We start from the raw sequence: 20,538 nt of genomic DNA, 5'->3' as shown, positions 1-20,538 counted from the left end.
AACGGTGGCCACCTGCGCGGTTTAAGGTGTTGGCCACACGAGCGCCTATTCGCCAGGCCCACCACAACGCGCAGGGGGACACCGCATGACCGACCAGAACTCGGGCACCAGGAGCAGCGTCGGCCTCCTCGACCTCGCCAGCCAGGTGCCCGGCCTGCTGATGGACGCACCGGTCATCGTGCGGGGCGTGCTCACCGGAGTGCTGGCCCGGCCCACCGCGAAGACCTCGATCGGCAAGGTGTTCCAGGAGCGCGCCGCCCAGTACGCCGACCGGGTGTTCCTCAAATTCGGCGACGAGCGCATCAGCTACCGGGAAGCCAACGAGACCGTCAACCGGTACGCGGCCGTGCTGGCGGCCAAAGGCGTCGGCCACGGCGACGTCGTCGGGGTGATGCTGCGCAACTCGCCGGACGCCGTGCTGCTGATGCTGGCAATCGTCAAATGCGGCGCCGTCGCCGGCATGCTCAACTACCACCAGCGCGGCAAGGTGCTCGCCCACAGCATCGGGTTGCTCAACGCCACGGCGGTGGTCGCCGAGTCCGATCTGATCGACCCGATCACCGAGTGCGACGCCGAGGTCAACGGACTGATCACCGTCGAGGAGCTGCGGCGGCTGGCAGCCACCGCGCCGACCACCAACCCGGCCAGCGCGTCGGCCGTGCTGGCCAAGGACAAGGCCTTCTACATCTTCACCTCGGGCACCACCGGCATGCCCAAGGCCAGCGTCATGACCCACTACCGCTGGCTGCGGGCCCTGGCCGGATTCGGGGGCCTGGGGCTGCGGCTGCACAGCGACGACACGCTCTACTGCTGCCTGCCGCTCTACCACAACAACGCGTTGACGGTCTCGGTCGGCTCGGCGCTGAACTCGGGTGCCGCGCTGGCGCTCGGCAAGTCGTTCTCGGCCTCCCGGTTCTGGGACGAGGTCATCTCCTACGACGCGACGGCATTCGTCTACATCGGCGAGATCTGCGGCTACCTGCTCAACCAGCCGCCCAAGCCGACCGACCGGGCACACAAGGTCCGCGTCATCGTCGGCAACGGGCTGCGCCCGGCCATCTGGGACGAGTTCACCCAGCGGTTCGGCATCGGCCGGGTATGCGAGTTCTACGCCGCCAGCGAGGGCAACACCGCGTTCGTCAACGTCTTCAACGTCTCCAAGTCCACCGGTATCTGCCCGAGCCCGGTGGCCTTCGTCGAATACGACGCCGACAGCGGCGAACCCGCCCGCGGCGCCGACGGCCGGCTGCGCAAGGTCAAGCGCGGCGAGCCCGGGCTGATGCTTTCCAAGATCAACGCCCTGCAGCCGTTCGACGGCTACACCGACGCATCGGCCAGCGAGAAGAAGCTGGTCCGCAACGCCTTCAAGGACGGCGACGTCTGGTTCAACACCGGTGACCTGATGCGTTCCCAGGGGCTGGGGCACGCCGCATTCGCCGACCGGCTCGGCGACACCTTCCGGTGGAAGGGCGAAAACGTGGCCACCACCGAGGTCGAAGCGGCCCTGGCCGGACACCCGGCCATCGACGAGTGCACGGTGTTCGGGGTCGAGGTGCCCGGCGCCGGCGGGCGTGCCGGCATGGCCGCCGTGCAGCTCAAGGGAGGCCACGAGTTCGACGGCAAGGAGATCGCCGACGCGTTCTACGAGCACCTGCCGGCCTACGCGGTGCCGCTGTTCGTCCGGGTGGTCGCCGAGTTGGCCCACACCTCGACGTTCAAGAGCCAGAAGGGCGATCTGCGCAAGCAGGGCTACGGTGCCGACGTCAGCGATCCGCTCTACGTGCTGGCCGGCCGGGACGAGGGCTACGTGCCGTTCTACCCCGAGTACCCCGACGAAGTGACGGCCGGTAAGCGACCCAAGTAGGCACGCGGGTAACTCCACGCCGATTTCTACACCTGGGTTGCCCGCACCGTGTCGCCACAACCCCCATGTGGAAAACGGCGGGGATGCGGCGCAAATGTTGTCGCAGATGAGCCACCAGGCACTATGGAGGGCGTGTTGTCGACGTTCAACGGCCAGTTCTGCGGCCGCCCGGTGGCGGGTGATCGCGCGCTGATCATGGCGATCGTCAACCGGACGCCTGATTCCTTCTACGACCGCGGAGCCACGTTCACCGACGACGCCGCCAAAGCCGCGGCAGCCCGGGTGATCGACGAGGGCGCCGACGTGATCGACGTGGGCGGGGTCAAAGCAGGTCCAGGCGGGCCGGTCGATTCGCAGGAGGAGATCGCCCGCGTCGTGCCGTTCATCGAATGGCTCCGCTGCACCTATCCCGACCAGCTGATCAGCGTCGACACCTGGCGCGCCGCAGTCGCCAAACAAGCCTGTGCGGCCGGGGCCGACCTGATCAACGACACCTGGGCCGGAGCCGATCCGGGCCTGCCCGAGGTGGCCGCCGAGTTCGGCGCCGGGCTGGTGTGTTCGCACACCGGCGGTGCGGTCCCGCGCACCCGGCCGTTCCGGGTCAACTACGGGATCACCGAACGCGGCGTCGTCGACGACGTCCTCGCCGAGGTCACCGCCGCCGCCGAGCACGCCGTGGCAACCGGTGTCCCGCGAGACCGGATTCTGATCGACCCGACCCACGATTTCGGCAAAAACACTCATCACGGTCTTAGTTTGTTGCGCCACGTAAAAGATCTCGTTAAGACCGGATGGCCTGTCCTGATGGCACTGAGCAACAAGGATTTTGTCGGGGAGACTCTGGGTGTGGATCTCAACGAACGCCTGGAGGGCACGCTGGCCGCGACGGCTTTGGCCGCCGCGGATGGCGCCGCCATGTTCCGGGTACACGAGGTTGGACCCACTCGGCGCGTACTGGAGATGGTCGCGTCGATCCAGGGAGTGCGGGCACCCGCACGAACGGTGAGGGGGTTGGCGTGACTGCACTACCCGAAATGCCGGTTTCCGACGGCGTCATCGGCCACCGCTGGCTGACCGACCACAGCTGGAACCGGCCGAGCTGGACCATCGCCGAACTCGAGGCGGCCAAGGCCGGGCGCACGGTCTCGGTGGTGCTGCCGGCGCTGAACGAGGAAGAAACCGTCGCCTCGGTCGTCGAGACCATCACCCCGTTGCTCGGCGGGCTGGTCGACGAGCTGATCGTGCTCGATTCGGGCTCCACCGACGACACCGAGATCCGCGCCGTCGCCGCCGGGGCCCGGGTGATCAGCCGCGAGACCGCGCTGCCCGAACTCGCGCCGCAGCCGGGCAAGGGCGAGGTGCTGTGGCGGTCGCTGGCGGCCACCACCGGTGATCTGATCGCGTTCGTCGACTCCGACCTGATCGACCCTGACCCGATGTTCGTCCCAAAGCTGCTGGGCCCACTGCTCACCGCCGACGGGGTGCACCTCGTCAAGGGGTTCTACCGGCGGCCACTGAAGGTCAGCGGGGCCGAGGACGCCAACGGCGGAGGCCGGGTCACCGAGCTGGTGGCGCGTCCGCTGCTGGCGTCGCTGCGGCCCGAGCTCAACTGTGTGCTGCAGCCACTGGGCGGCGAATACGCGGGTACCCGCGAGCTGCTGACCTCGGTACCGTTCGCGCCCGGCTACGGCGTGGAGATCGGGCTGCTGGTCGACACCTACGACCGGCTCGGCCTGGACGCCATCGCCCAGGTCAACCTCGGGGTCCGGGCACACCGCAACCGACCGTTGACCGAGCTGGCCTCGATGAGCCGGCAGGTCATCGCCACCCTGCTGTCACGCTGCGGCATCGTCGACTCCGGGGTGGGGCTGACGCAGTTCTACGCCGACGGGGACGACTTCACCCCGCGGGTGTCCTCGGTGTCCCTGGCCGACCGGCCGCCCATGGTGACCTTGCGTCCTCATTGACCGTCCCGCCGAAACGGCATTCCAGCAGGAGAAGTTCGAGAAGGTGCCTGCCGGAATGCCGTTTCGGCGCCAGAGGGCGAGGCGATCCGTCACATGAGTGAGGCAGTATCGAGGGCGTGACACTGATACTGCTGTACCTGGTGGTGCTGGTTCTGGTGGCCACGGTGCTGTTCGGGTTGGGCAGCGTCATCTTCGGCCGGGGTGAGACGCTGCCGCCGCTGCCGCGGGGGACCACGGCCACGGTGCTACCCGCGTCCGGCGTGACGGGTGCCGACGTCGATGAGCTCAAGTTCGCCCAGGCGCTGCGCGGCTACAAGACCAGCGAGGTGGACTGGGTGCTCGACCGGCTGGGTCGTGAGCTCGACGCGGTGCGCGGCGAGTTGGCCGCGGTGCGGGCGGCCTACGGCGTGACCGAGGACGAGCAGAACACCGACGAAGACGACGAGGAAGTGTCGGCCACGGCCGGGGAATTGCGCACGACGGAGGAGCCGTGACCGACGGGAGCCGCATTGTCGGCCCCGCCGACGGGAGCCGCATTGTCGGCACCGCCGACGAGACCCGGATCCGCTGCGGCTGGGCAGTGCAATCCGGCGACACCCTCTACCGCGACTATCACGACACCGAGTGGGGCCGGCCGCTGCGGGATTCGGCGGCGCTGTTCGAGCGGATCAGCCTGGAGGCCTTCCAGAGCGGGCTCAGCTGGCTGATCATCCTGCGCAAACGGGAGAATTTCCGGGCCGCGTTCGACGGGTTCGACGCGGCCACCGTCGCCCGCTACACCGACGCCGACGTCGAACGACTGATGGCCGATACCGGCATCGTGCGCAACCGGGCCAAGATCCTCGCCACGATCGCCAACGCCAGGGCGGTCACCGAGCTCGACGTGGACTTGGCCGAGCTGTTGTGGTCGTTCGCCCCGCCGGCCCGGCCGCGGCCCGCTGACCTGGCCCAAGTGCCCGCGGTGACCCCGGAATCGACCGCGATGGCCAAGGAACTCAAGCGTCGGGGGTTCAAATTCGTCGGTCCGACCACGGCATATGCGTTGATGCAGGCCACCGGGATGGTTGACGATCACGTCGTGTCCTGCTGGGTTCCGGCAGCGGGCGAAAAGTGACATCGGCCGGTATCCGAAGGGTCTTTGCACAACCATTGCCGCGGATAGGGAAGAATAGGGGGAGTTCAGTAGCAGTTCAGCGCCGGGTGCCGTCAACGAGTGGACGGCTTCGGCCCCAACCTGGCCCGCCGACGCGGGTCGGCTCAGTTGGAGGGAGCACTCGATGGCGGCGATGAAGCCCCGGACCGGTGACGGTCCACTGGAAGCAACCAAAGAGGGGCGAGGAATCGTAATGCGAGTACCGCTGGAAGGCGGTGGCCGCCTCGTTGTCGAACTGACTCCTGACGAGGCCGCTGCGCTCGGCGACGAACTCAAGGCTGTCACCAGCTGATTGACGCGCGGTGTCGGCTCAGGCGGACACCGCGCGATATATCTCCAGGGTCTGTGCAGCGATGTGCGCCCAGGAGAACTCCGCGATGCAGCGTTCGCGTCCGGCCTCGCCGTACTTTCGGGCAGTCTCCGGTTCGGCCACGAGTGAGTTGACGGCGTCGGCCAGGCGCATCTCGAAGAAGCGTGGGTCGGTGGCGTCGTAGTGCACGAGCAGTCCGGTGTGGTGGTCGGCCACGACCTCAGGGATGCCGCCCACGTCCGATGCCACCACCGGCGTCGCGCAGGCCATCGCCTCCAGGTTCACGATGCCCAACGGTTCGTAGACCGAGGGGCACACGAAAACGGTTGCTGCGGAAAGTATTTCGCGGATCTTGTTGATCGGCAGCATTTCACGTACCCAGAACACCCCGGTGCGGGCCCGGGCCAGCTCGGCCACCGCGGCCGACACCTCCGCGGCGATCTCGGGGGTGTCGGGGGCGCCCGCGCACAACACCAGCTGCACCTCGGGGCTGAATCGGTGTGCCGCGGCCACCAGGTGCGCGACGCCCTTCTGTCGGGTGATGCGCCCGACGAACGCCACGATCGGGCGGCTGCGGTCGACTCCGAGCTCGGCGAGCACCGAATCACCCTCGGCGGGCTTGGCCGGGTACCAGACCTCGGTGTCGATCCCGTTGCGCACCACGTGGACCCGGTTGGGGTCGAGTGCGGGATACGTGCGCAGCACGTCGTCGCGCATCCCGGCGCTCACGGCGATCACCGCGTCGGCAGCCTCGATCGCCGTGCGCTCCACCCAGGAGGACACCCGGTAGCCGCCGCCGAGCTGCTCGGCCTTCCACGGTCGCAGCGGTTCCAGCGAATGGGCGGTCAGCACGTGCGGGATGCCGTAGAGCAGCCCGGTCAGGTGCCCGGCCATCCCGGCATACCAGGTGTGCGAGTGCACCACCGTGGCCTCGGCCGCAGAGTTGACCATCACCAGGTCCGACGACAGCGTCGACAGCGCCGGGTTGGCGCCGCGCAGCGCCGGGTCGGGTTGCGCCACGAATGCCCCGTCGCGCGGGGCCCCCATGCAGTGCACGTCGACCTCGCACAGGTGGCGCAGCTGGGCGACGAGTTCGGTGACGTGCACCCCGGCTCCGCCGTATACCTCGGGTGGATACTCCCGAGTCATCATGGCCACCCGCATATCTGGCACGGTAGCGGTCGTCCCGACCCGCCGCACACTTGTGTGCCATTGGCTGGCCGCAGTGCTGGTTGGCGGATAGGTTTGACCCATGAGGGAGTTGCCACATGTGCTGGGCATCGTTCTGGCCGGGGGAGAGGGCAAACGGCTGTACCCGTTGACGGCCGACCGGGCCAAGCCGGCGGTTCCCTTCGGAGGTGCCTACCGGCTGATCGACTTCGTGTTGTCGAACCTGGTGAATGCCAGGTACCTGCGGATCTGCGTTCTGACGCAATACAAGTCGCACTCGCTGGATCGACACATCAGCCAGAACTGGCGGTTGTCGGGCCTGGCCGGTGAGTACATCACGCCGGTCCCGGCGCAGCAGCGGCTCGGCCCGCGCTGGTACACCGGCTCGGCGGACGCGATCTACCAGTCCCTCAACCTGATCTACGACGAGGATCCGGACTACATCATCATCTTCGGTGCCGACCACGTGTATCGGATGGATCCCGAGCAGATGCTGCGGTTCCACATCGACAGTGGGGCCGGGGCGACGGTGGCCGGGATCCGGGTGCCGCGCGCGGAGGCCAGTGCGTTCGGTTGCATCGACGCCGACGATTCCGGGCGCATCCGGGCGTTCGTCGAGAAGCCCGCGGATCCGCCCGGCACGCCCGACGACCCCGAGCAGACGTTCGTCTCGATGGGCAACTACATCTTCACCACCAAGGTGCTGATCGACGCGATCCGTGCCGATGCCGACGACGACCATTCCGACCATGACATGGGTGGCGACATCATTCCGCGGCTGGTGTCCGACGGCATGGCGGCGGTCTACGACTTCAACAACAACGAAGTACCTGGGGCCACCGAACGCGACCACGGCTATTGGCGTGACGTCGGGACCCTGGATGCGTTCTACGACGCGCACATGGATCTGGTGTCGGTGCACCCGGTGTTCAACCTCTACAACAAGCGCTGGCCGATCCGCGGTGAGATGGAGATGCTGGCACCGGCCAAGTTCGTCAACGGCGGTTCGGCGCAGGAGTCGGTGGTCGGTGCCGGCAGCATCATTTCGGCTGCCTCCGTGCGCAATTCGGTGCTGTCCTCGAACGTGGTGATCGACGACGGTGCCATCGTGGAGGGCAGTGTGCTGATGCCGGGGGTGCGAATCGGGCGCGGCGCGGTGGTGCGGCACGCGATCCTCGACAAGAACGTGGTGGTTGGTCCGGGCGAGATGGTCGGGGTGGACCTCGACAAGGACCGCGAGCGGTTCGCGATCAGTGCCGGCGGGGTGGTCGCAGTCGGCAAAGGGGTGTGGATCTGAGCGTCGGCGCGACGTCACTCCCAGGGGTCGACGGCAGCACGTTGCGGGGCGGCGTTGGTGCGGGCCCGGGCGCCGACTTTGGCCTCGGTGCGGCGTTTGCGCCAGCGCCACAGCCGGAAGATGCCCCAGGCCAATGCCAACAGTGCGACGAGCACCAGGATCGGTAGCAGGATCGCCACGAACACCAGCCCGACGCTGGTGACGTCCTCGACGGTGGACAGCACCGGTGCGGCGACGCCGGCCGTGGCGACGTTGGCGGCCGGGCGCACCGTCGATTTCGTCAACGACACCACCAGCGCTGTGACCACCCCGATGGCCACCGGAATCCACTGCCCGGACTGGGCGAATGCCCCCGGATCGGCAACTGCGGCGGTCTGGGCCGCCGTGCCCGAGCCGAAGACGATGCCGCCCGCGGTCGGCCGGACGAAAGTCTGGATGGTGTCGTTGACCGAATCGAGCGCGGGGATCTTGTCGGCGATCACCTCGACGACCAACAGCACCGCGACGATGGCGATCACCCAGCCGTTCTCCAGCCAGGCCCAGCCCGGCGGCAACGCCACCAGCGAGGTGAAGCGTGACAGCAGACCCAGGGCCAGCAACGGGATGTAGGCGTTGAGCCCCGCCGCGGTGGCCAGGCCGAAGCCGGTCAACAGTTCCATAACTGCAGTATGCGGCGAACTCGGCCCGGGGCCCGGTAGTTCGCGGTTATCCGCTTCGGGTGGCGTTGCGCCAGGCCAGCGGGTTCAGCTCGCGGTAGGGGTCGTCCTGCCGGATCTTCAGCAGTTCGCCGAGGCCGGCCTCCAGCGATTCCTGGGTCCGCTCCTTGACGGTGTGCACCCAGGTGTCGGGTGCCGTCCGTGCCGGTTTCGTCGTCTCGATCGGCGCGGCGAAGCGCAGGTACATCCGCTGCGGTCGCGGGATCAGCGTCGGTCCGATGCCACGGACCAGCGGCATCGCCATGTCGCTTCGGCCGGACAGCTTTTCGGAGACTTTCTCGCTGAGCCGGCCGACCCAGTGGTCACGGCTGGTCAGGCCGACGTAGACGTCGTCACCGCCGACGAGGGCGACCGGGACGATGGGGTAGCCGTGGTCGATGGCCACGCGCGCGAAGCCGGCGCGGCCCTCCCAGCGGAGCTGGTATTGCTCACCTTTGAACTTGCCGATCTCGCGGCCGCCGCCGGGGAACACCATCACCGGCTCGTCGTGCTCCATCAATTCGGCTGCGCCCTCGGGTGATCCGACGACAGCTCCGCAGGCCGCCATCACATCGGAGATGGGCCGGGGCATGTCACCGAATCTGCGGTCGGTCAGGGGGCGTACCCGCATCCCGATCTCGCGCCGCACCACGTACGGGATCAACACGGTCTCGCTGCCGAACTGGGTGTGGTTGCCGACCAGCAGAAAACGTCCGTCACGGGGCAGGTTCTCCAGGCCGTCCACGTAGGGCCGGTAGAGCTCGACCAGCGGATCGATGCCGTCGGCGATGGTTTCCACCACCTTGCGCACGGTGTGGATGTGGGCGGGAGGGTTCATGATTTCGTCGATCTTGGTGACGGACATCTGCACATCATAACGAACGAACTGGTTCGTCTGGTTATGATTCTGCTGTGAGAAGCACGACGGAACTGCGTGATGAGATCCTGGCGGCGGCGCGAGCCGAGTTCGCCCAGTACGGACTGGCCGGGGCTCGGGTCGACCGGATCGCGCGCGCAGCCCGGGCCAGCAAGGAGCGTCTCTACGCGCACTTCGGCGACAAGGAGACCCTGTTCCGCGAGGTGTTCGCCGCGGACGGGGCGGAATTCTTCCGGTCGGTGACCCTGCGGCCCGACGCCGTCGCCGAATTCGTCGGCGACATCTACGACCTGGCCTGCCGCCGACCCGAACACGTGCGCATGGTGACCTGGGCCCAACTGGAGGGGTTCACCCTCGATCGGCCAGAGTTCGAGGGCGCGCCGCCCGACGCCCAGGCGGTGGCTGCCATCGAAGCGGCCCAGGCCGATGGCTATATCGACCCGGCCTGGGATCCCACCGACCTCATCGTGTTGCTCTTCGGTATCGGGCTGGCCTGGGCGCACCTGCCGCATCCGGATGCCGTCACCGACGATCCGGTCGTCCTGGCCACGCGCCGGGCGGCCGCCGTCGAGGCCGCTGCCCGGGTGGTGGCTCACCAGAGGTAGGGCAGCAGCCGGTAGCGGACCGTGCGGGCGTATTCGTCGTAGCCGTCGAGCTCGGCGCGCAGCATCTTCTCCTCGTCGGCGATGCGGGCGCCGAAAATCGGGACGGCTGCCACGGATGCCAACAGGCCCCAGTACGAGCCCAGCGCCGGTGGCGTCCCGAACATCATCATCACCGCGCCGAAGTACATCGGGTGCCGAACCAGACCGTAGAGACCCGTCGAGACAAGCGGTTGTTCGTCCTCCACCTGGATGCTGGCGCCGGCGAAGCTGTTCTGGAAGACCACCGCCTGCGCGAGGACGAGCCCGACCGCCACCAGGATGTTGCCGAGGACGACGACTGCCACCGGCACACTCGACCAGCCGAACCGGTGGTCGAGGGCGCTGAGGACGAACGCCGCGAAGGCCGAGCCCGTGATCGCCCAGATGATGATCTTCTGCACGATCCTGGTTTCGGCGGTCGGGCCGGCATGCAGCCGGCGCTGCAGGGCGGCGGGGTCCCTGACCGCGAGATAGATGCTCGGGGCCAGGGTGGTGGCCATGAACACCGCGATGAAAACCCAGGCCTGCCAATAGTGGAACGTGCCGGCCGGCCAGAACAGCGCCACGGCGAACAGTGCCAGGCCGAGCACGCCCGACGCGATCGTTTGAAGTGCGAGTTTCATCAGCTGCCTCCTGTTCGTTTCACACCGCGTCTCGGTTGCGGTAGATCCAGCCTGCGATGCCCGCCAAAACCGTTGCCGCAATGAGCATCACCAGCAGCGCCAGGGCGGGGAAGTCCTTGGGCACGGTGGTCTGGCCCACCGGGGACAGGTCGAGGAGCCACTGCGGCAAGCGCAGCAGCGCCCCCAGGTACAGCGCGGTGATCACGAACGTCACCGTCAGCCAGGCCAGCCACGGCGCCCGCAGCGCCACGCCCAGCGCCGCGATCGAGGCCACCACGGCGAGGGCAGGAAGGTACGCCAGGGCGGCCACGGTCAGGCGCAGCACCGTGCCCGGCTCGCCCAGCGTCAGCCCGGCACCCAGGCCGTTGCCCAGGCCCGCGCAGAACATCAGGACCGTCGCGCCGGCCAGCGCACCGCACACCGCGCCCAGCAGCCAGCGCCACCGTGACACCGCACCGGCCAGCACCGGCTCGCCCAGCCGGTTCTGCTCGTCGGCGTACACCCGCAGCACTGCCGATGCGACGTAGGCGGTGGCCGCCGCGGCCAGGAACTGCGTCATCGTGGTGTAGACGCCGTCGTTGCCCGTCGCGGCCAGCACCCGGGCGATCACCTCGTTGGTCTCGGCGGCATCCATCAGCGATTTCGTCATCGAACCGAACACCAGCCCGGCCACGAAAAGCCCTACCGCCCAACCGATCGTCTGGCCGCGCTGCAGCGCCAAGTGCAGCCGCAGCGGTCCGCTGATGGCGGCCGCGTCGGGTTTGTCGCCGGCCGACGCGATGGTGCCGGCGTCATATTGCCGACGGCTTTCCAGCACCGCGGCCAGCACCATCAATCCCACGGTCAGGGCCACCAGCAGGCCCAGCGGCCACCACCGCACCGCGACGAACGGCCGCATCTGTTGCGCCCAGGCGATCGGGGAGAACCAACTCAGGATGCTGCCGGAGTTGTCGATGACGTCACCGGCGCCGCGCACCAGTGCGGCCACCGCCAGCCCCGCCATCGCCGCGCCGGTCGCGGTGCGGGCCTGCCGCCACAACTGGGCGGTGACCGCGGCGAGCGCGCCGAACACCATCGCCACCGCGGTGATGCCAACACACATCGCGGCGGTGTCGACCACCGCGAATCCGCACGACGCCATCGCCAAAGTCATGGCCAGAGCCAGCACTGCGTTCAGTCCGCCGACCAGGATCAGGGCCGCGGAGGTCCGGGCGTAACGGCCCACCACCGACGACAGCACGAGCTCGGTCGCACCGGACTCCTCCTCGGCCCGGGTGTGACGAATCACGGTGAGAACGGCCAGGATCGATGTGGCGATCACGAGTGTGAACGTCAGCTCGTTGGCCATCATCACGCCCAGATCGGTCTCGTTGACGCCGAACATCGGGCCACCGAGCATCATCCCGGCCGGCGTCTTGAGCAGGTTGACCCGAGCCAGCCGTTGTTCCTCCCCCGGATAGGCCAACCGAATGGCGTTGGGGGCGTACACCATCGTCAACGTCAGTACTGCGAGCCATACGCTGAGCCGGACCCGGTCGCGGCGCAGCGCCAGGCGCAGCAATGCGCCGGTGCCGGTGAACGGTGCGGTGACCGGCCGGGGTGTGGCCCTCAGCGTGGTCATCGGCCGGCCCCCTGGTATTCGCGCAGGAACATGTCCTCCAGCGAGGCCGGGGCCACGGTGAGGTCGTCGATCCCGAGATCGGTCAGGTGTTCCAGGGCGAACTCCAGATCGGTACGATCCACCGAGAAGCTCACTGCGCCATCGTGGCTGGTGAAGTCATGCACGTACGGGGTGTCGCGCAGGGCGTGGCCGTCGGCGCGGGTGCGTGCGCTGACCTTGGTGCGCATCAGATGCCGCAGCTCGGACAGGGTGCCGGAGCGCACCGTGCGTCCGGACCGGATGATCGTCACGTTGTCGCACAGCTTCTCCACCTCGGCCAGGATGTGACTGGACAGCAGCACCGCGGCGCCCTGGGCGGACACCTCGCCCACGCATTGCTGAAAAGCCTGTTCCATCAACGGGTCCAGACCGGAGGTCGGCTCGTCGAGGATGTAGAGCTCGGCGTGGCAGCTGAACGCCGCGACGATGGCGACCTTCTGCCGATTTCCCTTCGAGTAGGTGCGGGCCTTCTTGTGCGGGTCCAGTTCGAACCGTTCGATCAACGCGTCGCGGCGGTTGGTGTCCACGCCATTGCCGCGCAGCCGGCACAGGAAATCGATGGCCTGCATGCCGGTCAGATTGGGCCACAACGTGACGTCGCCGGGCACATAGGCGATTCGGCGATGCAGGGCCACCGCGTCGTGCCACGGGTCGCCGCCGAGCAGGCGCACGGTTCCGCTGTCGGCGCGCAGCAGGCCCAGCAACACCCGGATGGCGGTGGACTTTCCGGCTCCGTTGGGGCCGAGGAAGCCGGTGACATCGCCGGGGGACACCGTCAGGTTCAGCCCGTCGAGGGCTTTGGTCCGGCCGAAAGATTTTGACAGTCCTCGGATTTCGACGGAGTGGTTCACGCTGGCTCCTTGGTGTCGGGGTGGGTGAACGGGATGCCCTCTTCGCGCTGGTGCAGGAATGCGTCGTACATGGTCGAGTCGGTCATCAGCCCCTGGGAATACACCTCCAGCGCGGGCAGCATCATGTCCTCGCCGTAGTCACGCAGCACCCGGCGCAGATCGGTCGGGTCCTCGTGCATCTGCAGATAGAGCAGGAATGACCCACCGCCGGAGATCGCCAGGAACTTGGCCCGTGCCTCGGGGTCTCGGCTGGGCTTGAGCACGCCAGTGCGCACACCTTCGGCGAGGTACTCCTTGGCGTTGTCGACCATGGTGCGCCAGAACGTCTTGGCCAGCTCGCTACCGGATTGCATGCTGCGGACCAGGTAGGCCATCAGCGGGGCGTACGACTCGATCTCGGCCATCTGGGCCAGCCAGGTCGCGGGGTCGGTGCTCTGCATCGACTCGGTCTTGGATTCGCGCACCACCTCGGCCACGTAGGCGTCGCAGGCTTTGCGCAGTCCTTCCTTGGAACCGAAGTGGTGGATCACCAGGGCCGCGCTCACTCCGGCGGCTTCGGCGATGGTGCGCAGCCCCACGCTGAAGCCGTGTTGGCCGTACTGCTCGATCGCGGCGTCGCGGATCCGGGCAATGGCCGTTCGATCATCGACTGAACGCATGTTTAATACACTAAACGTGCGTTCAGCTCGCGGTCAAGGGGGTCACCAGACCTGCCGAACAGACGCAAAACTGCCCATTTTCCCGCGAAAATGGGCAGTTTTATGTCTGCTGGCGAAAGAAAATCAGTCGCGGGCGGCGGCCAACAACCCGTCGCCCAGCGGGATCAGCACGGGGGTCAGCCGCTCGTCCTCGGCGATCAGCCGGGCAGCTTCGCGCACGGCGTTGACCTCGGCGTCGTTGGCCGAGGCGTCCCCGGCCCGGCCGCCGAGGGCGGCGCGATGCAGCACGATCGCCCCGCCGGGGCGCAGCAAGCGCACGCCTTCGGCCACGAACTGCGGCTGATCAACCGGCTCGGCATCGATGAACACCAGGTCATAGGACTCGTCGGCCAGCCGGGTGAGCACCTCCTGGGCGCGACCGCTGATCAGCCGGGTCCGCCCCGGGCCGACCCCGGCCTCGCTGAAACCCTGCTTGGCGATGCGCTGATGCTCCGGTTCGACGTCGATCGTCGTCAGCACGCCGTCGTCACTCATCCCGGACAACAGCCACAACCCGCTGACGCCGGCCCCGGTGCCGACCTCCACGACCGCCCGGCCGCCGGTGAGGCGCGCGAGCACACTCAGCAACGCCCCGACCGCGGGAGTGACGGCACCGGCGCCGATGTCGTCGGCCCGTTCCCGCGCTGCCGCGACGATCTCATCCTCGGAGATCGAGCGTTCGGCATGCGTGACGATCGCCTCGGCGCGACCGGGGTTGGAGCTGGCCATGCCCGCAGCGTAGGCCAGAGGTCAGTGGCTCGGTTGCGACACGCCCGGGGGTGGCGTTGATCACGGGGGTAAAAATTCGCTGGTCCACCCAGGTAACCCGGCGTATCGTCGGGTTTCTCAGGGAAAGTTCAGATTGCTCATATACCTGGCACACCGGGATCGGGAACGGTATCTCGCATGGAACATGGCGCCCGCTGGCGCACCGCCCAGCACAACCCGGACAGCAATCGGAATATCGAAGACGTCAGTCGTGTTGAGCACAACGAAAACTGCGATCAGGAGGATCCTACGAGCGCACACATCGTGACCTCGAGCCCCGCAACCCAGGCCGCCCCGGTGACCATGGCGCATCTGGAGCAATTCACCGCAGGTGAATGGGTTGAACCATCCGATGAGCCGACCGGCACCGCGGTATTCGACGCCACCGGCGATCAGGCCACCATGCCGTCCTGGGACGAGTTGGTGCGCCAACACGCCGACCGGGTCTACCGGCTGGCCTACCGGCTCTCGGGCAACCAGCACGATGCCGAGGACCTCACCCAGGAAACGTTCATCCGGGTGTTCCGCTCGGTACAGAACTATCAGCCGGGAACCTTCGAGGGCTGGCTGCACCGCATCACCACCAACCTGTTCCTGGACATGGTGCGGCGCCGCAGCCGCATCCGGATGGAGGCGCTGCCCGAGGACTATGACCGGGTGCCCGCCGAGGACCCGAACCCCGAGCAGATCTACCACGATTCGCGACTGGGCGCCGATTTGCAGGCCGCCCTGGATTCACTGGCGCCCGAATTCCGCGCCGCCGTGGTCCTGTGCGACATCGAGGGTCTGTCCTACGAGGAGATCGGCGCCACCCTCGGCGTGAAGCTCGGCACCGTCCGGAGCCGGATCCACCGCGGTCGCCAGGCGTTGCGCGACTATCTGGCGAAGAACTCGCCGGAGACCGCCAAGACCGCCTGAGTGGTGGTTGGTGTTCGGCGCGCCCGGTCGCGCTACATTCGGTGCAGGACAGGTGCGCGTTTCGAGAGGAGCTGGGTGATGGTCGACCCGGGACATGTGTTCCGTCGGGCATTCTCCTGGCTGCCTGCGCAGTTCGCCTCCCAGAGCGACGCTCCGGTCGGCGCACCCCGCCAGTTCCGCTCCACCGAACACCTCTCGATCGAGGCCATCGCGGCCTTCGTCGACGGTGAGCTGCGGATGAGCGCACATCTGCGCGCCGCGCACCACCTGTCCCTGTGTCCCGATTGCGCGGCCGAAGTCGACGCTCAGGGCCAGGCGCGGGCGGCGTTGCGGGATTCCTGCCCGATAGCCATTCCGAACTCGCTGCTGGGGTTGTTGTCGCAGATACCGCACCACAGCCCGGAACCGTCGGCGGAGGCCGACGACGAGCCCCAGTTGGCTGATGGCCCGCCGCGGAATCGGCGTAAGCGCCGGTAGGCTGGACCACCAAGGCGATCAGTGACCGGCGCCGGCCTCCCTGGCTGGGGCAGGCGCTCCGATAGAGAGTGATACTCCGGTGACCAATCACGACCAGTCCGACGAGAGCGGCCGTCTGGAGCCGCGCCCTGTCGAGCGGCCACCCGTCGATCAGTTGTCGCAGCGCACCTTCGGCCGCCCCGCGGGTGTCGATGGTTCGTTCCAGGACGCCGACAAGTACCAGGACCAGGGCGAATACGCCCCCCACGATCAACCACCGGACCCAGTGCTGGCCGAGGCCTTCGGCCGCCCGGCCGGGGCCGGTGCCACACTGCAGCGCCATCCCACCGACGCCGGCGCCCTGGACACCGAGCGGATGCTCGACGACGAGTTCGACGACGATCCCTGGCGCGACCCGGGCGCCATGCCGACGCTGGGAACACCCGCCCAGGCCCCCGCGGCCCCGGCGGTGGTGGCCGCACCGGTCGGCAAGCTCGGTGCGCGCGAGGTGCTGTTCGGCGGCCGGGTGTCGTGGCTGTCGCTGCTGATCCTGTTCCTGATCGCCGGCTTCGTCGCCTTCATCGGTGGCTGGGTCGGGCAGAAGACCGCCGGCACCGTGCAGGCCTTCACCACCTCGAAGGTGACGCTGGAGACCGGTGACCTGCCGTCCCCGGACGCCGGCCGGTTCGCCACGGTCGCCGCGGCGGTCGAGGACTCGGTGGTGACGATCGAGGCCAAGAGCAAGACCGAGGGCTCCCAGGGCTCCGGTGTGGTGATCGACGGCAAGGGCTACATCGTCACCAACAACCACGTCATCTCCGATGCCGCCGGTAAGCCCGCGGACTACAAGATCACCGTGGTGTTCAACGACGGACACGAAGAGCCGGCCAACCTCGTGGGCCGCGACCCGAAGACCGATCTGGCCGTGCTCAAGGTCGACAACGTCGACAACCTCACGGTGGCGCGACTCGGCGACTCCGAGAAACTGCGTGTCGGCGAGGAAGTGATCGCCGCCGGCGCCCCGCTCGGCCTGCGCAGCACGGTCACCCACGGCATCATCAGCGCGCTGCACCGGCCGGTGCCGCTGTCGGGCGAGGGCTCCGACACCGACACCGTGATCGACGGTGTGCAGACCGATGCCTCGATCAACCACGGCAACTCGGGTGGACCCCTGATCAACATGTCCTCCGAGGTGATCGGGATCAACACGGCCGGAAAGTCCCTCTCCGACAGCGCCAGCGGCCTGGGCTTCGCGATCCCGGTCAACGAGGTCAAGCAGGTGGTCGAGACCCTGATCAAGGAGGGCAAGGTGGCACACCCGACCTTGCTGCTCAGTGCCGTGACGGTGAGCAACAGCGACGCCTCGGGCGCCCAGGTCCGCAACGTCAACGCCGGTGGCCCCGCCGACAAGGCCGGGATCCTGGAGAACGATGTGGTGATCAAGGTCGGTGACCGCGAGGTCGCCGACGCCGATGAGATGGTGGTCGCGGTGCGTCAGCTCCACATCGGGCAGGAGGCGCCGATCGAGGTGCTCCGCGACGGTCGGCCCATGACATTGATGATCACGCCGATCGGCGACGATCAAAAAGCGCAGTAACGATGTTCGCGAACATCGGGTGGGGCGAGATGCTGGTCCTGGTCATCGCCGGCCTGGTGATCCTGGGGCCCGAGCGTCTGCCCGGTGCGATCCGGTGGACTTCCGGGGCGTTGCGGCAGGCCCGCGACTACGTCAGCGGTGCCACCAGTCAACTACGCCAGGATCTGGGACCGGAGTTCGATGATCTGCGTGAGCCGCTGGCGGAGTTGCAGAAGTTGCGGGGTATGACCCCGCGCGCCGCGATCACCAAGCACCTGCTCGACGGCGACGATTCGTTCCTCACCGGTGCGTTCGAGGATCGCAAGCCACCGCAGCAGCCGTCGGTACCGGGCAACCCCGCGGTGAAGCCGGTGGGTGAGACCAGTGCCAAGCCGGCGGGGCCCACATTCGATCCCGACGCCACGTAGCGCTCGGGTCAGCGGCGCGTGGTGTCCAGACCCAGTGACATCCCGGCCAGGCCGCGTTTGCGGGCCGACAATCCCTCGGCGATCTTGCGCAGCTCGGCGCCGGCCGGGGAATCCGGTGCCGACAGCACCAGCGGGACCCCGGAGTCGCCGGCCGTCACGAGCGCCGGATCCAGCGGGACCTGACCCAGCAACGGCACCTCGGCGCCGACCGAGCGGGTCAGGGAATCGGCCACCTGCTGGCCACCGCCCTCGCCGAACAGCTGCATGACCGTGCCGTCGGGCATCAGCAGGCCCGACATGTTCTCCACCACGCCGGCGATGCGCTGACGGGTCTGCAGGGCGATCGCGCCGGCCCGCTCGGCCACCTCGGCGGCAGCCATTTGCGGAGTGGTGACCACCAGGATCTCCGCACCCGGGATCAGCTGGGCCACCGAGATGGCGATGTCGCCGGTGCCGGGCGGCAGATCGAGCAGTAGCACGTCCAGATCGCCCCAGTAGACATCGGCCAGGAACTGCTGCAGCGCGCGGTGCAACATCGGCCCGCGCCACACCACAGGCGTGTTGCCCTGGGTGAACATCGCGATCGAGATGACCTTCACGTCGTGGGCGATCGGCGGCAGGATCATCGAGTCGACCTGGGTGGGCCGGTCGACGGTGCCCATCATCCGCGGCACCGAATGACCGTAGATGTCGGCGTCCAGTAGCCCGACCGACAGCCCGCGGGCTGCCATCGCGGCGGCCAGGTTGACCGTGACGCTGGATTTGCCGACGCCGCCCTTGCCGGAGGCCACCGCGTACACCCGGGTCAGGGAGTTGGGCTGGGCGAACGGGATCACGGGTTCGCGGGAATCACCCCGCAGCAGTTTGCGCAACTCGGCCCGCTGCTCGTCGTCCATCACATCCAGGCTGACCTTGACGGCACCGGTGCCGGGAACGTCGGTTACCGCGGCCGACACCAGCTCGGCGATTTCGTTCTTCTTCGGGCAGGCCGCGGTGGTCAGGTAGATCTCGACGTGCACGGCGTGGTCGGCCTCGATCGAGATGTTCTTGACCATGCCGAGTTCGGTGATCGGTCGCCGTAATTCGGGGTCGATCACCTTGGCCAGCGCAGCGCGAACTGCGGATTGCAGCTCAGGGGCAGATTCGGACATCACCGCCGAGTCTACGGCGGCGGCGCAGCTGTCTGGATCCAGGCCGGGCTCAGGCTGGGCCGGGGGCCGGCCCGGGGGCGGGACCCGCACCGAGAACCGGAGCCGGCGGAGCCGCCTCGACCGGCGGGCCCATCGGTGCCGGTGCCGGTGCCGGAGCTGGTGCCGGACCGAGGACGGGTGCCGGTGCTGGTGCCGCCTCGATCGGCGGGCCCACCGGAGCCGGAGGTGCCCCGAACGGCGGAGCGGGTGGCGGCGGCGGACCCAGGGGTGCAGGCGGAGGCGCCTGCTCACCCAGACAGAACACCACGCAGGCGGGTTGACGTGGCTGTTCCCACGGCGGAACCCACGGCGGCGGGGCGGCCGGGGTCTGCGGCGTGATCGCTTGAGCCGGCCCGGGCAGCGGCCCCAGGACCTGCCCGGGAGCAAAGCCGGGAACGTTCTGGGTGCCGGTGGAATTGCGGTTGAGCAGCGGAATCAGCGCCAGCGGATCGCCGGCGGGCAGTCCGGTGGCATCGGCGGGCAGTCCGGGGCCGAGGCCCTCGGGATTGTCGAGATGGGAATCGCCGATCGGCGGAATCGATCCGGTGATCGGGGGCAGGTCCACCGGCACCACGCCGGTGGCATATGCCGCGGCCCAGCCGAGCACGTTGCGGGCGTAGGCGACGGAGTTGTTGTACCGCAGGATGGCCATCATGACCTGGGACTGGTCCCGCAGGTTGAGCCCGCCGCTGCACAGATAGCGGGCCGCCGCCAGCGCCGAGTCGAACACGTTCTGCACATCGGCCTTGCCGTCGCCGTCGCCGTCGGAGGCATAGCGGGCCCAGGTCCCGGGCAGGAACTGCATCGGCCCCATGGCCCGGGCATAGGTGACCCGCCCGGCCTGCGCGTTCTGCACGATCACCTCGTTGCCCGGCAGGGTGCCGTCCAGCGCCGGTCCGTAGATCGGGCGCACGGCGGTGCCGCGGGCATCGGTGGCGCCGCCGTTGGCGTGCCCCGATTCGATCCGGCCGATACCGGCCAGCAGGTTCCAGCTGATTCCGCAGTCTGGATACGCCGCTGCCATCATCCGCTCGGCGGTCCGGTAGGCCTTCAGTGACGTTCCCGGAATGCCAAGGGCGCCAGGGGTATTGACGACGAACGCGGGCGGGGGAGCCGAGATCGTGCCGATCGCGGCGATGCGGAATTTGGTGGGTGGTTTGGTGGCGGTGACCACCGCGGGACCCGACCGGTCGATCTGGGGTTCGACGGCGGCCAGCGGGGTGACCGCCGGATCGGTGGGGGCGCTGCGCGGCGCGGCGGACCCGGCGCCGGCCACCAGCACGATGGGGGCGAGCACCGCGACACCGAGCGCGGGGGAGCGCACGAAATCACTGACGCGGCGCCGAGCGGTCCGGAACACCGCTCCTCCCCCTACGCGCACGTACCCGTCCTT

22 protein-coding genes are annotated in these 20,538 nt (G+C 68.3%); 12 read left to right on the top strand and 10 right to left on the bottom strand.

All coding sequences use genetic code 11. The annotated features are described in order from the left end of the window. Positions 1-85 precede the first annotated feature (85 nt). From fadD6 to FR943_RS20585, 6 genes are all read left to right on the top strand, one after another. A complete protein-coding gene (fadD6, locus tag FR943_RS20610) occupies positions 86-1,864 on the top strand; it encodes a long-chain-acyl-CoA synthetase FadD6 (RefSeq protein ID WP_217160126.1) in 1,779 nt (592 codons plus the stop codon). 123 nt (positions 1,865-1,987) lie between these two features. Then, complete coding sequence (gene folP / locus FR943_RS20605) at positions 1,988-2,884, top strand: dihydropteroate synthase (protein WP_217160125.1); 897 nt, start codon at positions 1,988-1,990, stop codon at positions 2,882-2,884. A 35-nt stretch (positions 2,885-2,919) separates the two neighbouring features. After that, entirely contained in the window at positions 2,920-3,831 is a 912-nt protein-coding gene (locus FR943_RS20600) for a glucosyl-3-phosphoglycerate synthase (protein ID WP_217160417.1), read from the top strand. Positions 3,832-3,947: 116 nt separating this feature from the next. After that, positions 3,948-4,325, top strand: coding sequence for a DivIVA domain-containing protein (locus FR943_RS20595; RefSeq protein WP_217160124.1), 378 nt, complete (start codon positions 3,948-3,950; stop codon positions 4,323-4,325). After that, on the top strand, positions 4,322-4,945 hold the full coding sequence (locus tag FR943_RS20590; protein WP_372448199.1) for a DNA-3-methyladenine glycosylase I: 624 nt from the start codon (positions 4,322-4,324) through the stop codon (positions 4,943-4,945). The genes FR943_RS20595 and FR943_RS20590 overlap by 4 nt, the downstream gene beginning before the upstream one ends. Before the next feature lie 163 nt (positions 4,946-5,108). After that, positions 5,109-5,276 (top strand): DUF3117 domain-containing protein, encoded by a 168-nt coding sequence (locus FR943_RS20585; RefSeq protein ID WP_003885506.1) that lies wholly within the window; start codon positions 5,109-5,111, stop codon positions 5,274-5,276. An 18-nt stretch (positions 5,277-5,294) separates the two neighbouring features. On the opposite strand, the gene glgA is transcribed toward FR943_RS20585, so the two are convergent. Then, positions 5,295-6,458: a glycogen synthase gene (gene glgA, locus FR943_RS20580; RefSeq protein WP_217160123.1), complete on the bottom strand. Its 1,164-nt coding sequence runs from the start codon at positions 6,456-6,458 to the stop codon at positions 5,295-5,297. 88 nt (positions 6,459-6,546) lie between these two features. On the opposite strand from glgA, the gene glgC reads away from it, so the two are divergent. Further along, complete coding sequence (gene glgC, locus FR943_RS20575; RefSeq protein ID WP_217160122.1) at positions 6,547-7,761, top strand: glucose-1-phosphate adenylyltransferase; 1,215 nt, start codon at positions 6,547-6,549, stop codon at positions 7,759-7,761. A gap of 14 nt (positions 7,762-7,775) precedes the next feature. Here glgC and FR943_RS20570 read toward each other — a convergent pair whose 3' ends face one another. Together FR943_RS20570 and FR943_RS20565 are read right to left on the bottom strand one after the other, a co-directional pair. Then, complete coding sequence (locus FR943_RS20570) at positions 7,776-8,420, bottom strand: DUF4126 domain-containing protein (protein ID WP_217160121.1); 645 nt, start codon at positions 8,418-8,420, stop codon at positions 7,776-7,778. 46 nt (positions 8,421-8,466) lie between these two features. Then, a complete protein-coding gene (locus tag FR943_RS20565; protein ID WP_217160120.1) occupies positions 8,467-9,321 on the bottom strand; it encodes a lysophospholipid acyltransferase family protein in 855 nt (284 codons plus the stop codon). Positions 9,322-9,368: 47 nt separating this feature from the next. Between FR943_RS20565 and FR943_RS20560 the strand changes: the two genes are divergently transcribed. Further along, positions 9,369-9,938 (top strand): TetR/AcrR family transcriptional regulator, encoded by a 570-nt coding sequence (locus FR943_RS20560; protein ID WP_217160119.1) that lies wholly within the window; start codon positions 9,369-9,371, stop codon positions 9,936-9,938. Here FR943_RS20560 and FR943_RS20555 read toward each other — a convergent pair. The 5 genes from FR943_RS20555 to FR943_RS20535 form a co-directional block, all read right to left on the bottom strand. Continuing rightward, positions 9,926-10,600 carry a methyltransferase family protein gene (locus FR943_RS20555; protein ID WP_217160118.1) on the bottom strand — a complete coding sequence of 225 codons (675 nt, stop codon included), beginning with the start codon at positions 10,598-10,600 and terminating at the stop codon, positions 9,926-9,928. The two genes, FR943_RS20560 and FR943_RS20555, sit on opposite strands and share 13 nt — an antisense overlap. Positions 10,601-10,619: 19 nt before the next feature. Continuing rightward, positions 10,620-12,221: an ABC transporter permease gene (locus FR943_RS20550; protein ID WP_217160117.1), complete on the bottom strand. Its 1,602-nt coding sequence runs from the start codon at positions 12,219-12,221 to the stop codon at positions 10,620-10,622. Then, positions 12,218-13,111 (bottom strand): ABC transporter ATP-binding protein, encoded by an 894-nt coding sequence (locus FR943_RS20545; RefSeq protein WP_217160116.1) that lies wholly within the window; start codon positions 13,109-13,111, stop codon positions 12,218-12,220. Before FR943_RS20545 ends, FR943_RS20550 begins: the two co-directional genes overlap by 4 nt. Continuing rightward, positions 13,108-13,770: a TetR/AcrR family transcriptional regulator gene (locus FR943_RS20540; protein WP_217160115.1), complete on the bottom strand. Its 663-nt coding sequence runs from the start codon at positions 13,768-13,770 to the stop codon at positions 13,108-13,110. Before FR943_RS20540 ends, FR943_RS20545 begins: the two co-directional genes overlap by 4 nt. Positions 13,771-13,893: 123 nt before the next feature. After that, positions 13,894-14,538 (bottom strand): O-methyltransferase, encoded by a 645-nt coding sequence (locus tag FR943_RS20535; RefSeq protein WP_217160114.1) that lies wholly within the window; start codon positions 14,536-14,538, stop codon positions 13,894-13,896. Positions 14,539-14,715: 177 nt separating this feature from the next. Between FR943_RS20535 and sigE the strand changes: the two genes are divergently transcribed. The 4 genes from sigE (at position 14,716) to tatB (ending at position 17,955) form a co-directional block, all read left to right on the top strand. Beyond that, positions 14,716-15,495 carry an RNA polymerase sigma factor SigE gene (gene sigE, locus FR943_RS20530; protein ID WP_217160113.1) on the top strand — a complete coding sequence of 260 codons (780 nt, stop codon included), beginning with the start codon at positions 14,716-14,718 and terminating at the stop codon, positions 15,493-15,495. Between the two features lie 78 nt (positions 15,496-15,573). Beyond that, positions 15,574-15,972, top strand: a complete 399-nt coding sequence (gene rseA / locus FR943_RS20525) for an anti-sigma E factor RseA (protein ID WP_217160112.1) — start codon at positions 15,574-15,576, stop codon at positions 15,970-15,972. Positions 15,973-16,051: 79 nt separating this feature from the next. After that, on the top strand, positions 16,052-17,548 hold the full coding sequence (gene htrA / locus FR943_RS20520) for a serine protease HtrA (protein WP_217160111.1): 1,497 nt from the start codon (positions 16,052-16,054) through the stop codon (positions 17,546-17,548). Between the two features lie 2 nt (positions 17,549-17,550). Continuing rightward, the gene (gene tatB / locus FR943_RS20515) at positions 17,551-17,955 is read left to right on the top strand and encodes a Sec-independent protein translocase protein TatB (RefSeq protein ID WP_217160110.1); all 405 of its coding nucleotides are present in this window, start codon (positions 17,551-17,553) and stop codon (positions 17,953-17,955) included. A gap of 8 nt (positions 17,956-17,963) precedes the next feature. On the opposite strand, the gene FR943_RS20510 is transcribed toward tatB, so the two are convergent. Beyond that, positions 17,964-19,106, bottom strand: coding sequence for an Mrp/NBP35 family ATP-binding protein (locus FR943_RS20510; protein WP_217160109.1), 1,143 nt, complete (start codon positions 19,104-19,106; stop codon positions 17,964-17,966). Positions 19,107-19,155: 49 nt separating this feature from the next. Then, positions 19,156-20,505: a lytic transglycosylase domain-containing protein gene (locus FR943_RS20505; RefSeq protein WP_308170617.1), complete on the bottom strand. Its 1,350-nt coding sequence runs from the start codon at positions 20,503-20,505 to the stop codon at positions 19,156-19,158. Between the last annotated feature and the right edge of the window lie 33 nt (positions 20,506-20,538).

Origin of the sequence: [Mycobacterium] fortunisiensis (assembly GCF_019050325.1) — a bacterium.
GTDB lineage: Bacteria > Actinomycetota > Actinomycetes > Mycobacteriales > Mycobacteriaceae > Mycobacterium > Mycobacterium fortunisiensis.
The sequence above is the reverse complement of the archived record's forward strand: the minus strand, read 5'-3'. Positions and strand labels throughout refer to the sequence as shown.

Coding starts and splice junctions, on each gene's coding strand:
- fadD6 (WP_217160126.1), top strand. CDS start 86: ATGACCGACCAGAACTCGGGCACCAGGAGCAGCGTCGGCCTCCTCGAC.
- folP (WP_217160125.1), top strand. CDS start 1,988: ATGGAGGGCGTGTTGTCGACGTTCAACGGCCAGTTCTGCGGCCGCCCG.
- FR943_RS20585 (WP_003885506.1), top strand. CDS start 5,109: ATGGCGGCGATGAAGCCCCGGACCGGTGACGGTCCACTGGAAGCAACC.
- glgA (WP_217160123.1), bottom strand. CDS start 6,458: ATGCGGGTGGCCATGATGACTCGGGAGTATCCACCCGAGGTATACGGC.
- glgC (WP_217160122.1), top strand. CDS start 6,547: ATGAGGGAGTTGCCACATGTGCTGGGCATCGTTCTGGCCGGGGGAGAG.
- FR943_RS20570 (WP_217160121.1), bottom strand. CDS start 8,420: ATGGAACTGTTGACCGGCTTCGGCCTGGCCACCGCGGCGGGGCTCAAC.
- FR943_RS20565 (WP_217160120.1), bottom strand. CDS start 9,321: ATGTCCGTCACCAAGATCGACGAAATCATGAACCCTCCCGCCCACATC.
- FR943_RS20555 (WP_217160118.1), bottom strand. CDS start 10,600: ATGAAACTCGCACTTCAAACGATCGCGTCGGGCGTGCTCGGCCTGGCA.
- FR943_RS20550 (WP_217160117.1), bottom strand. CDS start 12,221: ATGACCACGCTGAGGGCCACACCCCGGCCGGTCACCGCACCGTTCACC.
- FR943_RS20540 (WP_217160115.1), bottom strand. CDS start 13,770: ATGCGTTCAGTCGATGATCGAACGGCCATTGCCCGGATCCGCGACGCC.
- FR943_RS20535 (WP_217160114.1), bottom strand. CDS start 14,538: ATGGCCAGCTCCAACCCCGGTCGCGCCGAGGCGATCGTCACGCATGCC.
- sigE (WP_217160113.1), top strand. CDS start 14,716: ATGGAACATGGCGCCCGCTGGCGCACCGCCCAGCACAACCCGGACAGC.
- rseA (WP_217160112.1), top strand. CDS start 15,574: ATGGTCGACCCGGGACATGTGTTCCGTCGGGCATTCTCCTGGCTGCCT.
- tatB (WP_217160110.1), top strand. CDS start 17,551: ATGTTCGCGAACATCGGGTGGGGCGAGATGCTGGTCCTGGTCATCGCC.
- FR943_RS20510 (WP_217160109.1), bottom strand. CDS start 19,106: ATGTCCGAATCTGCCCCTGAGCTGCAATCCGCAGTTCGCGCTGCGCTG.